This window comes from Serratia sp. Ae19-1 (assembly GCF_059801225.1).
Genome location: NZ_JBCHWD010000008.1, coordinates 32,595 through 48,089 on the forward strand (window position 1 = coordinate 32,595; position 15,495 = coordinate 48,089).

Annotated in this window: 16 protein-coding genes; 3 read left to right on the plus strand and 13 right to left on the minus strand. The window is 60.3% G+C overall.

All coding sequences use genetic code 11. The features are described 5' to 3' along the window. Positions 1–3 precede the first annotated feature (3 nt). From menH to AAIE04_RS20450, 7 genes are all read right to left on the minus strand, one after another. Positions 4–774: a 2-succinyl-6-hydroxy-2,4-cyclohexadiene-1-carboxylate synthase gene (gene menH / locus AAIE04_RS20420; protein WP_063919778.1), complete on the minus strand. Its 771-nt coding sequence runs from the start codon at positions 772–774 to the stop codon at positions 4–6. Then, positions 771–2,447, minus strand: a complete 1,677-nt coding sequence (gene menD, locus AAIE04_RS20425; RefSeq protein WP_025160173.1) for a 2-succinyl-5-enolpyruvyl-6-hydroxy-3-cyclohexene-1-carboxylic-acid synthase — start codon at positions 2,445–2,447, stop codon at positions 771–773. The genes menH and menD overlap by 4 nt, the downstream gene beginning before the upstream one ends. 388 nt (positions 2,448–2,835) lie before the next feature. Next, entirely contained in the window at positions 2,836–3,147 is a 312-nt protein-coding gene (gene elaB / locus AAIE04_RS20430) for a stress response protein ElaB (protein ID WP_025160172.1), read from the minus strand. Between the two features lie 81 nt (positions 3,148–3,228). Continuing rightward, positions 3,229–4,260 (minus strand): L-idonate 5-dehydrogenase, encoded by a 1,032-nt coding sequence (gene idnD, locus AAIE04_RS20435; RefSeq protein ID WP_063919779.1) that lies wholly within the window; start codon positions 4,258–4,260, stop codon positions 3,229–3,231. Positions 4,261–4,282: 22 nt separating this feature from the next. Continuing rightward, the gene (gene idnO, locus AAIE04_RS20440) at positions 4,283–5,047 is read right to left on the minus strand and encodes a gluconate 5-dehydrogenase (RefSeq protein WP_019453711.1); all 765 of its coding nucleotides are present in this window, start codon (positions 5,045–5,047) and stop codon (positions 4,283–4,285) included. Between the two features lie 239 nt (positions 5,048–5,286). Next, complete coding sequence (locus AAIE04_RS20445) at positions 5,287–5,796, minus strand: DUF1097 domain-containing protein (protein WP_019453712.1); 510 nt, start codon at positions 5,794–5,796, stop codon at positions 5,287–5,289. Between the two features lie 130 nt (positions 5,797–5,926). After that, a complete protein-coding gene (locus AAIE04_RS20450; RefSeq protein ID WP_498577613.1) occupies positions 5,927–7,162 on the minus strand; it encodes an MFS transporter in 1,236 nt (411 codons plus the stop codon). Between the two features lie 270 nt (positions 7,163–7,432). Between AAIE04_RS20450 and AAIE04_RS20455 the strand changes: the two genes are divergently transcribed. From AAIE04_RS20455 to AAIE04_RS20465, 3 genes are all read left to right on the plus strand, one after another. Next, entirely contained in the window at positions 7,433–8,308 is an 876-nt protein-coding gene (locus AAIE04_RS20455; RefSeq protein ID WP_498056759.1) for a LysR family transcriptional regulator, read from the plus strand. A 123-nt stretch (positions 8,309–8,431) separates the two neighbouring features. Beyond that, a complete protein-coding gene (locus tag AAIE04_RS20460) occupies positions 8,432–8,692 on the plus strand; it encodes a type II toxin-antitoxin system RelE family toxin (protein ID WP_154871010.1) in 261 nt (86 codons plus the stop codon). A gap of 18 nt (positions 8,693–8,710) precedes the next feature. Beyond that, entirely contained in the window at positions 8,711–9,076 is a 366-nt protein-coding gene (locus AAIE04_RS20465) for a helix-turn-helix domain-containing protein (protein WP_049241835.1), read from the plus strand. A gap of 68 nt (positions 9,077–9,144) precedes the next feature. Here the strand turns inward: AAIE04_RS20465 and nuoN are convergent, their stop codons facing one another. The 6 genes from nuoN to nuoI form a co-directional block, all read right to left on the minus strand. Then, a complete protein-coding gene (gene nuoN / locus AAIE04_RS20470) occupies positions 9,145–10,602 on the minus strand; it encodes an NADH-quinone oxidoreductase subunit NuoN (protein WP_004936000.1) in 1,458 nt (485 codons plus the stop codon). Between the two features lie 6 nt (positions 10,603–10,608). Beyond that, complete coding sequence (gene nuoM, locus AAIE04_RS20475; RefSeq protein WP_025160171.1) at positions 10,609–12,138, minus strand: NADH-quinone oxidoreductase subunit M; 1,530 nt, start codon at positions 12,136–12,138, stop codon at positions 10,609–10,611. A 95-nt stretch (positions 12,139–12,233) separates the two neighbouring features. Next, a complete protein-coding gene (gene nuoL / locus AAIE04_RS20480; RefSeq protein WP_019453716.1) occupies positions 12,234–14,081 on the minus strand; it encodes an NADH-quinone oxidoreductase subunit L in 1,848 nt (615 codons plus the stop codon). Next, positions 14,078–14,380 carry an NADH-quinone oxidoreductase subunit NuoK gene (gene nuoK, locus AAIE04_RS20485; RefSeq protein ID WP_004936014.1) on the minus strand — a complete coding sequence of 101 codons (303 nt, stop codon included), beginning with the start codon at positions 14,378–14,380 and terminating at the stop codon, positions 14,078–14,080. Before nuoK ends, nuoL begins: the two co-directional genes overlap by 4 nt. Beyond that, on the minus strand, positions 14,377–14,934 hold the full coding sequence (gene nuoJ / locus AAIE04_RS20490) for an NADH-quinone oxidoreductase subunit J (RefSeq protein WP_019453717.1): 558 nt from the start codon (positions 14,932–14,934) through the stop codon (positions 14,377–14,379). The genes nuoK and nuoJ overlap by 4 nt, the downstream gene beginning before the upstream one ends. 13 nt (positions 14,935–14,947) lie before the next feature. Next, positions 14,948–15,490 (minus strand): NADH-quinone oxidoreductase subunit NuoI, encoded by a 543-nt coding sequence (nuoI, locus tag AAIE04_RS20495; RefSeq protein WP_025160170.1) that lies wholly within the window; start codon positions 15,488–15,490, stop codon positions 14,948–14,950. Between the last annotated feature and the right edge of the window lie 5 nt (positions 15,491–15,495).

Below are 15,495 nucleotides of genomic sequence, written 5' to 3' on the forward strand. Positions count from 1 at the left end.
CCTTTAACCAGGGTTAACGAGAAAGGTCTGCAGCTCGGCGACGAAATCTTGCGGATTAGCCAGATGCGCGTTGTGGCCGGCCTGCGGCACGATGCGCAACGGCAACCCGGCGTCGCGCGCCAGCCGTTGAAATTTGGGATCGTTTTCACCGCACAGCACCCGCAGCGGTACGGTCAGTTGGCTCAGCTGCGGCGCCAGGTAAGGTTGCCGCCCGAGCGACGTCGCTTCGAGCATGTCGGCGATCGCCGGGCCGCTGTTGACCGAGCGCGCGCCGATCAGCGCCTGACGATGCACATGGCTAAGCTCTTTGAACACCGGCTGTTGATACCAGTCCGCCAGAACTTCGGCGATCGGCTCACTGCGAAAGCGCGCCGCCCACAGCGCATCCTGCTCGCAGCGATGGCGGCGCTGTTCTGCGTCCTCCAGCCCCGGATTGCCGCCCTCGACCAGCACGCCTTGCAGACCGTCGTGGCGGCCATGGCAGGCGTGATACATGGCGATGCGCCCGCCGAGCGAGTAGCCCACCAGCCAATAGCGTTCGATATTGCGTAGCTGCAGCGTGGCGGCGATCTGAGCGCTGATGTCGTCGAAGCCGCGACAGCTCACCGCCACGGAATCGCCGTGACCGGGCAGATCGATAGCCAGCGATGGCCATTCCGGGCAGCGCGCGGCGATCACCCGCCACTCATTGCTGTTGCCGAGCAGGCCGTGCAGCCACACCAGCCAAGGCCGGCCCGCTTCGCCCTGTTGTAAAACCCGCGTCGCCAGCATCATTGCACCGCCATCTGTTGCACCAGATATTGCAGGCTTTCGGCTCCTTCACTCGGCGGCACCTGCAGTTCGATAATCGTTGCGCCGCCGCGCCGCCAGCCTTGTTCAACCGCCTGTTGCAGTTGGCTCCAGTTCTCCGGCCGCGCGTACCCCAGTTGGAACATCGCCGCCGCGTGGCTGAACTCGACATTTTGCGGCATGCAGTAAAAGCGCTGCCGTTCCTCTTCCGGCGTCGGCAGCAGCGAGAAAATTTGGCCACCGTTATTGTTGACGACGATCAACACCGTCGGCGCAGAGCACTGACGCAGCAGCGCCAGCGCATTGAGGTCATACAAGGCGGAAAGATCGCCCACCACCGCCAGTGTCGGTTTGGCGGTGGCGCGCTGTACGCCGGCGGCGGTGGAGATCAGACCATCGATGCCGCTGGCGCCGCGGTTGCTGAACACCGGATAGGCGGCGGGCAATGGCGTTAGCGCGTCGATCAGCCGCACCACCAGGCTGTTGCCGAGGAACAGCTGGCCATTCTCCGGCAGCAGCTCCGGCAGCCGGTGCGCCAGTTGCGCCTCGCCAAAGCTATCGTGCAAACGCGCGGACGCGGCCGCCAGCGCCTGGCTCGCCAACGCGGTCAGCCCGGCGGCCCACGGCGTGCGCGGTTGCGCCGGATGTTGCGCCAACCATTGCGCCACGCTGGCGCGCAGGCGACGGCCGCGATGCTGGGCCGGATCGAGCCGCCCAGGCAACTCGTCGATCACCCAATACTCTTCCGGCCGGCACTGTGCCTGCCACTGCAGCACGCGCTTGCCGGTCAGGCTGCCGCCGAACTGCACCACCAGCTGCGCGTCTTTCAGCATGCGTTGGGCCTGTGGATGAGCGAGCCACAAGTCGGCGCAGGGCAGCGGTTGCCCAGTCTGCGACAGCGCGTCGCCGATCAGCGGCCAGCCCAGCGTCTCGGCCCAGTCGGCCAATCGCGCGCCCTCTTCCGCGCTCATGCGCCCGGCCAACACCACGCCGCGCTTTTGCCGCCAGAAGAACCAGTCCGGCTGCGGCGCCGGCGCCGCATGCGCCTCGCTTTCCCGCAGCCATGGCCGATCGCTCTGCCACCAGTCGCCCAATGCGGCGGACCAGTCAGCGTGGTTAAGCTCATCGCCGCCGTACAGCGGCTCGGCGAACGGACAGTTGATATGCAAAGCGCCATGCTGCAAGCGCGCCATCGCGCTGTCGACGCTGGAGGCCAGCCAGGCGGCCGGAATATCCGGCGTAGGACGCGGTAAATCAATCGCCAGCGTCGGATGGCTGCTGTAGAGGCCGTTCTGACGGATCGCCTGATTGGCGCCGCAATCGATCAGTTCCGGCGGCCGATCGGCGGTGAGAAACACCAGCCGCTCACCGGTCAGGCCGGCTTCGATCAAAGCCGGATAAAGGTTAGCCGCCGCGGTGCCGGACGTGACGATCACCGCCACCGGTTCACGCGCGGCCTTCGCCAGCCCGAGCGCCAGATGGCCGAGCCCGCGCTCATCAAAATGGGTGTGGCAAACAAAAGAGGGGTTAGCCGCAGCGGCCAGCGTCAGCGGCGTGGAGCGCGATCCCGGAGCGATACAAACATGCCGCACCCCATGGCGGGCCAACGCCTCGAGCAGCACAGCCGCCCACCGGCGATTAAAAACACTTGTCGACATAGTTCGCTCACAAGTCAGTTAGCAGAGATCGTCTCCGGCGCAGCCGACGGGTGCCGCGCCTGTAGTTACGCTCTGTATTATATGAGGTGTTATTTTCACGGCTTTTGCGCCAGCGCAAGAACGCCGTATATCCCTGGGTGTTTACATCAGATAATTATTTGATTAAGAACAAAAAACAAACAATAAAGACACAGACACTTTACACTTGCAGCGACAATGCCTCAATCCATCCATACAAAAATCAGGGGAATAGCCTCTCTTTGGCGGCTAGCGGGAAGTATAGGCGGGATAAGGAAAAGCTATTGGAGAAACAGCGGGATGAAGCGTGTGAAAGAACACAGTCTGAAGAAAAAAACGAAGCGGCTTACCGCCGCCCCGCACACAGGATTTATTTTCGCGCCAGCAGCAACCCCAGCACCAACCCGACGGTGGCGCCGATGCCCACGCTGTGCCAGGGTTTATCCCGCACGTAGTCGTCGGTGCGGTGTACCGCCTCTTTGGCCCGCGCATAGTAGGATTCGCCGGTGTTCGCCCAGCGCGCCTTGACCTCACTCAGCGCCTGCTCGGCGTGCGACTTGATGTCGACGTAAGCCTGATCCGCGCGATCGCCGGTGTATTGCAGCACTTCTTCCAGCGTCTCGGTCAGCATTCTCAGATCGTCATCCAGCGTAGTTTGCTCAGCATCCGTATGTCTTGCCATAGTGAGATCTCCGTGGTTGAAAAATTAAGCGTTCCTACACTATAGACAAGGATCGCCGGACGCGGCCATCGGACTTTTACCCTAAAACACCAATTGCACCTTGGCGGCCTGGCGTTTATCGCCGGCAAACTCCAGCGCCTGCGCCAACTGCCCGCTGGCGAATTCCGCCGACAGCAGCGGCAGCGGATCGACCACGCCGTCGGCCAGCCACTCCACCGCCTGCGCGAACTCCGCCACGAAACGGAACGAACCGAGCAGGTTCAACTCCTTGGCGATCAACAACATCAATGGAAAATCAGGGAAGCTGCCACCCATGCCCACCTGCACCACGGTGCCTTTAGCGCGCGTGATCTCCAGGCAGCGCTGCAGCGACTGCGGATGCCCCGCCACTTCGAAGGCGAAGTCGAAATAGCCTTTGTCTCGCAGATAATCGCTGAAATCGTCATCCGCGGCATGCAGGCACCGATCCGCGCCCATTTGAGCGGCAATCGCCAGGCAACGCGGGCTGAGATCGGCGCAGACTATCTCGGCGGCGCCCAGCGCCTTCAGCGCCGTCACCAGCAGACAGCCGATCGGGCCGACGCCGGACACAAAGACCTTTTTCCCGGCCACGCCGCCAGGCTGTTGCGCTGCGTGGATCGCCACCGCCAACGGTTCGGCGAACACCATCACCCTGTCATCGCGATCGGCGCCGTAGGGAATGCACTGCGCGCTGCTCACCACTTTATATTGGGTAAAAGCGCCGTCGACGTGCGGAAAATACATCGCGCTGCCGAAAAAACGCATCCCGACGCATTGATTGCTCTGCTCCGCCAGACAATATCTGCACTGCCCGCAGGGCTTACTGGGATTGAGCGCCACCTTCTGACCGACCGGCAGCTGCGGTGAATCGCTGGCGATCACCTCGCCGATCGCCTCATGGCCCAGCACCATTGGCTGACGCACCTGAAAATTGCCGACCTTACCTTCCTGGAAGTAATGCAGATCCGAACCGCAGATGCCGCCGCGACGGATTTTCACCAGCGTCCCCACCCCCTGGTACTCCACCTCTTGCGCAATCACCGCCACGTCGCGTTTGCCGTTCACCACGCAGGACTGGGTTTGAATTTTCATCTCATGCTCCACGGAAACAAGGTTACACCGCGGCGGACATGCCGCCATCGACAAACAGCAACTGCCCATTGACGAAGGCGGAAGCGTCAGCGGCCAGGAACACCGCCGCGCCGATCAGCTCCTGCGGATCGCCCCAGCGTGCGGCGGGCGTACGTTGGGTCAGCCAGGCGGTAAAGGCCGGATCGTCGGCCAGCGCCTGCGTCATCTCGGTTTTGAAATAGCCGGGGGCGATACCGTTGACCTGAATATTGTAACGCGCCAGTTCCACGCACATGCCGCGCGTCAGCATTTTCACCGCGCCCTTGGACGCCGCATAAGGCGTAATGGTGTCCCGCCCCAGTTCGCTCTGCATCGAGCCGATGTTGATTATTTTGCCGCGTCGACGCGGCACCATGTAGCGCGCTACGGTCTGCGACACGATAAACACCGCTTTCTGGTTGACGGCGATGATGTCGTCCCAGTCTTGCTCCGGGAACTCGGTGAATGGGTGGCGGCGCTGGATGCCGGCGTTGTTGATCAATACGTCTATCGCGCCGATGTCCGCTTCGATACGGTCGATAGCGGCATGCACCGCCTGAGAATCGGTGACGTCGAACGCCGCCGCATCAGCGCGCAGCCCTTCGTCTCGCAGGCGTTCGGCCGCGTGGCGGGCATGCGCTTCGGTGGTGGCGTTGATCAGAATATGCGCACCTTGCTGCGCCAGGCCACGCGCCAACAGAAAACCGATGCCGCGTGAAGCGCCGGTGATCAAAACGGTCTTGGTATCCAGTGAAAACAAATTGTTCATGATGATTCCCGGCCATCAGGCCTCCAATCGGACAGGCCTCTATCTCAGCCGATTGTTACCGGTAAAAACGTGATGGGAATCACTGAAAACCATGTTACGAAATCCTGTTACCCTTAACGTGATCTCACGCAATCCGCGAGGGAGGAATCAACACCTGTGCAATTGAAAATGGATAATTTTCAACAACATTACCGTTCTTGTTATCAGGGGGTACGGTTGCACAGCGGCGCGGCTGCCGCTCACTCGGCGACGCCGTTTGAGCCGGCATTTGCGCTGATTGACGGCTTGGCGCGGGCTTTTTCACTGCGCGCCGCCCACCACAGGCCGCTGTTTTTCATCGCATAGCCGAACAGCAGGCCCACCAGCAGGGACAGCGTCACCAGCGGCCAATCGCCGCCGCCGGCGAAGGTCGCACAGGCGCCGATAAAGGTACCGGGCACGAACCCCAGCCACTGCTGTTTGGCCTGAATGCACATCAGGAACGCCACGACGCCGGTCAGCAGATACCCCAGCAGACTCCACTGCGGCGCCAGTTCGCTGCCGTGGATGATCATCATCGCCCAAAAGACGCCGCTGCAACAGGTCAACGCGCCGATCAACAGCCCTTTCAGACCGCCCTGCGGGCAGGCGAAATACGCCGTGCAGCCGAGAAAACCGGCCCAGCTGATCAAGCCCAGACTGACGGCAACCCATCCCCACACGCCGGAAAGGATCCCGGTGGTGACGGCAATGGCGAAAAGAACGTTCATAAAGTGACCCGCGGCAAAAAGAAAGCGCGCAGTTTACCCGAAAACAGGCCAATTTATGCGACATAAATCACATCATAAATGTAATTAAAGAGTCGTTAATTATTAAAAATAGACATTCATCACAAAACAATTAACGAGGGAACCCGACACGAGTCGTCTTCCATGCCAGCAACAGGCACACCACAGCGCTCCCCAGGAACAGTAAATGGGTTGCCTGACGCAGATCGACGCGATCGACCACCACGCCCAACAAGATCGGTACCCAGTTGGCGATATAAGCGATAACGTAAAACAGAGAAAGCAAACGCGCATGGTTGGCCGGCGGCGAAATCAGGTTCACCAGCGTCGCGCTGCCGACGAAAATGGCGCCGTAAGCATAGCCGGCCACCACCAGCCCCGCCGCCGCCAGCCCCAGAGAGTGCCACTGAATCGCCATAGCGAACACCGCTGCCGCCAGCACCTGCGCCAGGCAACCGAACAGCAGCGAATGACGAGCGTTAACGCGGCGGCTCAGGATCTGGCTAATGCCGGCAATCAGCAGATAAACCGCAATCGCATAGCCAAAGACGCCCCGTTGGTGCATCCCCAGCAGCGTTTCCGCCACGCCAGGGCCGATAGCTAAAATACTGGCTGCCAGAGCCCAACAGATAAACAGAGCCCCGGCACAAACAAAGAATTTAGCGCCGGTGGCGCGCAGCCCCGCGAGCAATGCGCCTTTTTCTGCCGCCGCCGACGCAGAACGAACCGGCGCCGCGACCACACCGCGCGGCCACCACAGCATTACGCCCAGCGCAGCAATGGCGGCAATGGCCATGATAAGAACGAACGGCAGCGTCGTGGGATGAAAACCGGTTTGCAAGGCGATGCCGCTGAAGATCGGCCCCAGCGCCAACCCGGTAGTGAACGACAGCGTGGCGATCAGAGCCGCGTTTTTGCCGCCGTCGCGCGGCCCAAACCGTACCAGCGCGATGTTCGCCGCGCCGGTCAGCGCCCCGGTGCCTACCCCGGCCAGCAGCCGCGCCATGAGCATCATGGCGAAGGTATCGGCCCAGGCGAACAGCAACGCACCGCTCAACACCACCAGCAATGCCGGCACGATCATGCTGCGCAAATCCTTCACCTTGCCGGCCAGATTGCCGACGCCGAACAGCGAGATCAACACGCCGGCGGCATAGGCGCCGTAAACGACCGTCAGACTGACGGAACTCAGCGCAAGCTGCTGCTGATACAACGGGTAAAGCGGCGTCGGTGCGCTGCTGTTCAGCAGTGCCGACATCAACGCCAGCGCCAGGAACAGTAAAATGGCCGTGTGCGACGTCTGCATATTTTTCGGCGCCGCATCCTGAAGGGCGGTATTTTCTGACATGCTTCAACTCCCAAAATCGGCAGGCGGCGGCCTGCCATCGCCCGGTCAGCCCGGGAACGGCGCTTATCATAGCGTTACAGCAGCAGCCGAAGTATCGTCAAGAATGCATCAGGGTGATTCATTCTTGCATCACTGGAGAAATAACCGCCGATGGGCAAACCGTTAACGTCTTTCTCTCCCTACAGGCTGGACAACGCTTTATGATGGAAACCGCTATCGTTCGCCCGGCCTGTCTTTACAGCGCCGACCAACCCGCAAAAAGGAAATGGCATGATGAATTGGGACGACGCACGCTTCTTTTTGGCCGTCGCGCGCTGTGGCACGCTTCGCAAAGCCGCCAATCAGCTGCAGGTGGATCAGGCGACCGTAGGCCGCCGCATCTCCGCGCTGGAAAGTTCGCTGGGTTCGAAGCTGTTTATCCGCACGCCGAAATCCTTCTCCCTCAGCCCGCTGGGCGAATCCATGCTGGCGGACGTGATGAAGATGGAAAATGCGGTGCAGGCGATCGGCCGCAAAGCCGCCAGCGGCGACGAAAGCCTGTGCGGCAACGTGCGCATCGCCACCACCGATACCCTGGCCGAAGCCTTCGTGATGCCGGCGCTGCAAGATCTGCGGCAACGCTATCCGGCCATCACCATCACGCTGTTGACGGCGCTGAACATCGCCGACATCTCTTATCACGGCGCGGACCTGGCGATCCGCGGTGCCCGCCCCGATGACGATGAGCTGATCATCAAGCGGCTGGCCACCATCGAGATGGGGCTGTACGCCAGCCGGCGCTACCTGGCGCAGCGCGGCATGCCGGTCAAAGGTGAGCAGCTGCGCGGGCACGATCTGCTGATGTTCCCGCGTGAACTGGTGCCGCGCCACTGGAGCGATTTCTGCGGTGAAACGCTGCACGCTCCCAACGTGGTGCTGCAATGCAATTCGCAACTGCTGTTGCGTTCCGCCGCCCGCAGCGGGCTGGGCATCGGCCTGCTCTCCGCGTTCCTGGCGGACAAAGACCCTGAGCTGGTGCGCCTGTTCCCGGAAAACAAAGACTGGGTGGATATCTGGCTGGTGCTGCACCCCGACATACAGCGCGCCGCCCGCGTGCGCGCGGTAGTGCAGGCGCTGGAAGCATCGTTTAGTGCTCATTACAGCTGAGTGCCGGCGCATAAAAAGGTAGCGCTGAGCATCACGCCTCTTTCTTCGGCAAGGTTGAAGCAATAAGATATAAAGCTTATTATCTAATCATCGCACAGGACGTGCGTTCGGCCCGAGGGAACCATGGCAAAGATTAGCTGGTCACGCAAAGCACTTAAACAATTGATGACGCTGCCTGCTCAGAATCGGTTGGCCATTGCGGCAAAGGTTGAACAATTAGGCGCTTTCCCGGCGGTCCGACTGGACATTAAAAAACTGCACGATGCTGATAACCAGTACCGCCTGCGCGTAGGAAACTACCGCATCATTTTTGAGATCGTCGATGAAGAACCTATTGTGTGTCTGATTCAGCAGGTAAAACGTAGAACATCGACAACTTATTGAAAGTCAGAGGTATGCCGAATGGCGAAGCTGCAGTATATCCATGATGACTCAGGCAAACCGCTCTATGTGGTTTTACCGCTTGATGAATACAAAAAGCTGGTGAGCCAGCGAAATGACGACGAGTCTATTCCCTATCGCGCCGATGAGCATGATGATGAAACCGTACCTCATGAAGTCGTTTCCATCATGCTGAATCAAGACGTCAGCTTGATTGCCGCCTGGCGGATTTTCCGTGGCCTCTCACAATACGATGTGGCGGAGAAATTGGGCACAACACAATCTGCCGTTTCCCAATGGGAAGCGCCGCACTCAAAACCACAAAAGAAAACCCGGGAAAAGCTGGCTGCACTCTATCGCTGCCAACCCGCACAAATGACCTTGTAATCCCAATCCCTTTTCCCCGCCCATAAAAAAAGGTCGCCGAAGCGACCTTTTTACCGTCTGAAGCATTATCAGAACGTCGGCTGCGCCATCTGCACCAGCGAAATCAGCGGCTGCGGGTAGACGCCCAGCAGCAGCACCAGCGCGGCGGAGATCAGCACCACGACGCCGCCGGCGGTCAACGCCCAGTTGTTCGGGGTATCACGTTGCAGCGATTCCGGCGCGCTGAGGAACAGGCTGACGGTCACGCGCAGGTAGTAATACAGGCCGATGGCGCTGCCTACCACAACTGCGCCGGTCAGCCACCACAGGTGCGCGCTGACGCCCATCGCGATCACGAAGAACTTACCGATAAAGCCCAGCGTCATCGGGATACCGGCCAACGACAGCATCATCACCGTCATCACCGCGGACAAGATTGGCTTATGCCAGAACAGGCCACGGTAAGAGAACAGCGAATCCGCATCCGGGCCGCGGTACGGGCTGGACATCAGGCTGACTACGCCGAAGGCGCCCAGGCTGCTGAACAGGTAACCGGCCAGGTAAACGCCGGCGGTTTCCAGCGACAGCTGGTGGGTTTGCACCGCAATCAGCGCCACCAGCAGGTAGCCCAGGTGAGCGATGGACGAGTAGCCCAGCAGACGCTTGATGTTGGTCTGGCTGATAGCCATCAGGTTACCGAACAAGATAGAGCAGAACGCGATGATCGACAGCACCATGCGCAGCGCTTCGTTGTCGGCGGCCGGGGCATACAGGAACAGACGCATCACGACCGCGAAGATCGCGATCTTGCTGGCGGTCGCCAGGAAGGTCGAGACCGGCGCAGGCGCGCCCTGATACACGTCCGGCGTCCACAGTTGGAACGGCACCAGCGACAGCTTGAAGCCCAGACCGACGATCATCATGCCCATACCGGCCAGGATCAGCGGCTGGTGCATCATGTTTTCCTGCAGGCTCTTGCCGAGGCCGGCCAGCGACAGATCGCCGGACTCGGCATACAGCAGCGCCATACCGAACAGCAGGAACGACGAAGCGGCGGCGGACAGCAGCATGTACTTGATGGCGGCTTCCAACGGGCGCTTCTGGCGATAGGCGTAACCCACCAGGCCGAACAGCGGCAGCGAGATAAGCTCGATACCGATGAACAGCGAAGCCAGGTGGTTGGCGCTCGCCAGCAGGATGCCGCCCAGGGCGGCGATCAGCACCAGCAGGTAAAACTCTTCGCGGTTATCCGGATAGCCGACCAGCCACGGATAGGCGAAGGTGCAGGTCGCCAGACTCGCCAGCAGCACCAGCCCGGTGTAGAACATCGAGTAACCGTCAACCCGCAGCAGCGGGGTGACATCCATTGGGCCTGCCTGGCCGACAAAGTACAGCGAAAGCAGCGCCAGGTTGAGACCGATCACGGTCAGGGTGGCGTTGATAAAGTGGTCGCGTCGCCACGCAATGCCTAGCATCACAACCACCACCGTCAATCCGACGATCAACAGCGGCAGCAGTGCGATCAGTTGTTGAGGAGTTATTGTCATGGCGAATTACGGCCTTGTTGTTGAAATTGCTGAAACTGACGAACCAAACCAGTGTTGCACGTTGCTCATCGCCGCGTTGGAAGTATCCAGAATCGGCTGCGGGTAAACCCCCAGCAGAACCAGCAACACCACCAGCAGCAGAATGATGAACAGCTCGCGCGCGGTCATGCCCTGCAGCGGCTGGTCAGATTTAGGCGCACCGTAATAAGCGCGCTGCATCATGATCAGCGAGTAAACCGAAGCGAACACCAGACCGAAGGTGGAGATCACGGTGATCACCGGCACCACCTGGTAGCTGCCGAACAGAATCATGAATTCGCCGACGAAGTTACCGGTGCCCGGCATCCCCAGCGTAGCCACGGCGAAGAACAGCGACAGCGCAGGGATGAACTTGATACGCCCCCACAGGCCGCCCATCTGACGCATGTCACGGGTATGCAGGCGCTCATACAGCTGGCCGCAGATGATAAACATACCGGCGGCAGACAGACCGTGCGCGATCATCTGGATCACGGCGCCCTGGTAAGCCAGCTGGCTGCCGGTGTAGATGGCGATCAGCACGAAGCCCATGTGCGAAACCGAGGTGTAGGCGATAAGACGCTTGATGTCGGTCTGCGCGAACGCCATCCAGGCACCGTAGAAGATGCCGACCACGCCCAGCCACATGGCGATTGGCGCGAACTCGTGCGAAGCCTCAGGGAACAGCGGCAGGCTGAAACGCAGCAGGCCGTAGGCCGCGGTTTTCAGCAAGATGCCCGCCAGGTCGACAGAACCTGCGGTCGGTGCCTGGCTGTGTGCGTCCGGCAACCAGCCGTGCAGTGGCACCACCGGCATTTTCACCGCGAAGGCGATGAAGAAGCCCAGCATCAACACATACTGCACATTGTGGGACATCGGCGTTTGCAGCAGGTCTTCGTAATCGAAGGTCCACACGCCGGTGGCGTTGTAGTGCACGAACACCAGGCCCAGGATCGCAATCAGCATCACCAGACCGCTGGCCTGGGTGTAGATGAAGAACTTGGTCGCCGCGGTGATACGGGTTTTACCGTCCGACGCCTTGTGGCCCCACAGTGCGATCAGGAAGTACATCGGCACCAACATCATTTCCCAGAAGAAGAAGAACAGGAACATGTCGATGGCGAGGAACACGCCGATAACGCCGCCCAGGATCCACAGCAGGTTGAGGTGGAAGAAGCCCTGATACTTCTGGATTTCACGCCAGGAACAGAGGATCGCCAGCACGCCCAGCAGACCGGTCAACACCACCATCAGCAGCGACAGACCGTCCAGCGCCAGGTGGATGGAGATGCCGAAGCGCGGGATCCACGGCAGCAGGAATTCGCTCTGCCACTGCGGAATGCCTTTCGGCGTGGTCAATGTATAGCCGCCCTGCATCCACAGCTGCAGAGAGAGCGCCAACGTCAGCCCCATTGCGATCAGCGCTATCCAGCGCGGCACCTTAGTACCGAAGCGCTCAAGCTGCCAGCACAGCAGACCGCCGATAAAGGGGATAAGAATTAGCCAAGGTAATAGCATGGCGTTTTGTGTCCCTTATACGAATAATTTCAAACTTTGTACGTAGCGCCTGCCCGGCGCTACGCCCGAAAAATGCGTCTGTTTAAATTATTCAATTAAACCAAAATCAACAGAGCCAATACGACCACTGCACCCACACCCATAGACGCTATATACCAACGCACCTGGCCGTTCTCGCTCACCGTCAGACCGCGGTTCCCCCAGCGGGAGAAGACGGCCGGCAGGTTCATCAGCGAGTTCAGCGGATCGCGCTGCAGCAGCTTCGCAATGCCCAGGTACGGCTTGACGAACACTTTGTCATACAGCCAGTCGAAGCCCCAGGCATGGAACCACCAGGTCGAGAAGAAACGACCCGGCGCGCTGTTGGCGATGCTGTTGACCAGGCTGCGTTTGCCCAGCCACAGCGCGGCCGCCAGCAGAATGCCGACGATAGCCACCACGCCGGAGGTGATTTCCAGCGTCAGCACGCTGCCGTGCGCCAGTTCGGTCGTATCCGGCAGCACGCCCTGCAACGGCGGCACGATCATCGCGCCGACGAAGGTGGACAGCACCAGCAGAACCAACAGCGGCAGGTGGTGAGTGATGCCTTTACCGGCATGCGCTTTGATTTTCTCTTCGCCATGGAACACGATGAAAATCATACGGAAGGTGTACAGCGAGGTCATGAACGCACCGACCAGGCCGGCAACCATCAGGTTGATGTGGCCGTTGGCCATCGCGCCCGCCAGGATCTCGTCCTTACTGAAGAAGCCGGCCGTGACCAGCGGCAACGCAGACAGCGCCGCGCCACCCACCAGGAAGCAGACGTACACCAGCGGGATGCTCTTGCGCAGGCCGCCCATCTTGAAGATGTTTTGCTCGTGGTGGCAGGCCAGGATCACCGAACCGGACGACAGGAACAGCAGCGCCTTGAAGAACGCGTGGGTCATCAGGTGGAAGATCGCCGCGTCCCATGCCTGCACGCCCAGCGCCAGGAACATGTAACCGATCTGGCTCATGGTGGAGTAAGCGAGCACGCGCTTGATGTCGGTCTGCACCAGCGCGGCGAAGCCGGCCAGCAGCAGAGTGACCGCACCGACGATGCCCACCAGGTGCAGCACTTCCGGCGCCATCAGGAACAGGCCGTGCGTGCGGGCGATCAGGTAGACGCCCGCGGTCACCATGGTCGCCGCGTGGATCAGTGCGGAAACCGGGGTTGGGCCCGCCATCGCGTCCGCCAGCCAGGTTTGCAACGGCAGCTGCGCCGATTTACCGACCGCGCCGCCCAGCAGCATCAGCGTCGCCCAGGTGATGGCGGTATCGCCCACCGCCAGTTTCTGCGGCGCCAGGATCATCAGCTCGCGGATGTTCAGCGTGCCCAGCTCGTTGTAGAGGATGAACAGCGCGAACGCCAGGAACACGTCGCCCACGCGGGTGACGATGAAGGCTTTCATCGCCGCCGCGCCGTTGGCCGGATCTTTGTAGTAGAAACCGATCAACAGGTAGCTGCACAGGCCCACGCCTTCCCAACCCAGATACATCAGCAACAGGTTGTCCGCCAGCACCAGGACCACCATGCTGGCGATAAACAGGTTGGTGTAGGCGAAGAAGCGCGAATAGCCCTCTTCACCGCGCATGTACCAGGAAGCGAACATGTGGATGAAGAAGCCGACGCCGGTAACCACCGACAGCATGGTCAGCGACAGGCCGTCCAGCACCAGGGTCACGCCGATATTGAAGTTGCCGACGGCCATCCAGGTCCACAGGCTTTGTTCGAACAGCTGCACGCCGGCGGCTTTCTGGGCGAAGAAATCCATCGCCACATACACCGTGACCAGCGCAGCCAGGCCGATAGAGCCCACGCCGACGGTGGCCGCCGTGTTCTCAGACCAACGACCGCGGGAAAATGCCAACAGCAGGAACCCGATCAGCGGTAGCAGAATTGTTAAATATAATAGGTTCATCCGCGCATCTCACTGACAGTATCAATATTCAGGGTATGACGACGACGGTAGAGCTGCAGCAGCAGCGCCAGGCCGATACTGGCCTCGGCTGCCGCCAGGCTGATCGCCAGGATGTACATCACCTGCCCGTCCGCCTGGCCCCAGTAGCTTCCCGCCACGATAAACGCCAACGCCGCAGCGTTGATCATCACTTCCAGGCTGATCAGCATAAACAGCAGGTTGCGGCGCACCAGCAGCCCGGTCAGCCCGAGCACGAACAGGATAGCCGCCAGGATCAGGCCGTGTTGAAGAGGGATCATGCTTGCTCCTCCGATTTTCTTCTCGCCATTTCGCCACTCGCCGGCGCGTTGCTCAGCACCTCGCCAGGTTTGTGTTCGCGGCCGATATGGAAGGCGACAACCAGACCCGCCAACAGCAGCATTGAAGCCAGCTCAACCGCCAATACGTAAGGACCGAACAGGCTGATGCCCACCGCCTTCGCGTCGACCATCTCACCGCTGATACCCTGATCGGATACGCTGCGAATAGCGACAATCAGCACCACCAGCAACGCCAGCGACAACAGGCCAGGCCCGATCCACACCGTCGGCTTCATCCAGTCGCGCTCTTGCTGCTGCACGTTGCCGAGGTTCAGCATCATCACCACGAATACGAACAGCACCATGATGGCGCCCGCATAAACGATGATTTCCAACGCGGCGGCAAAGTAGGCGCCGAGCGAGAAGAAGACTGCCGAGATCGCCAATAACGAGACGATCAGATACAGCAGCGCATGCACAGGGTTGGTATGGGTGATCACGCGAATCGTCGCGGCCACCGCAATCAAACCTGCCAGGTAAAATGCAATTTCCATGCTTGCTGGCTCCTTAGGGCAACAGACCTTTGACGTCGATCGGTTTGGCTTCGTTTTCGGCTTCGCCTTTGGCTTTGCCGTCAATCGCCATACCGGCCATCCGGTAGAAGTTATATTCCGGATATTTACCCGGCCCCGAGATCAACAGATCTTCTTTTTCGTACACCAGATCCTGACGCTTGTACTCACCCAATTCGAAATCCGGCGTCAGCTGGATAGCGGTGGTCGGGCAAGCCTCTTCGCACAGGCCGCAGAAGATGCAGCGCGAGAAGTTGATGCGGAAGAACTCCGGATACCAACGGCCGTCTTTCTGTTCTGCTTTTTGCAGCGAGATACAGCCGACCGGGCAGGCAACCGCACACAGGTTACAGGCAACGCAGCGCTCTTCGCCGTCCGGATCGCGCGTCAGCACGATGCGGCCGCGGTAGCGTGGCGGCAGGTAAACCGGTTCTTCCGGATACATCTGGGTTTCGCGCTTGGCGAAGGCATGCATGCCAATCATCCAAATGCTGCGCACCTGGGTGCCGAAACCAACCACTAACTCTTTCAATGTCATGGTTT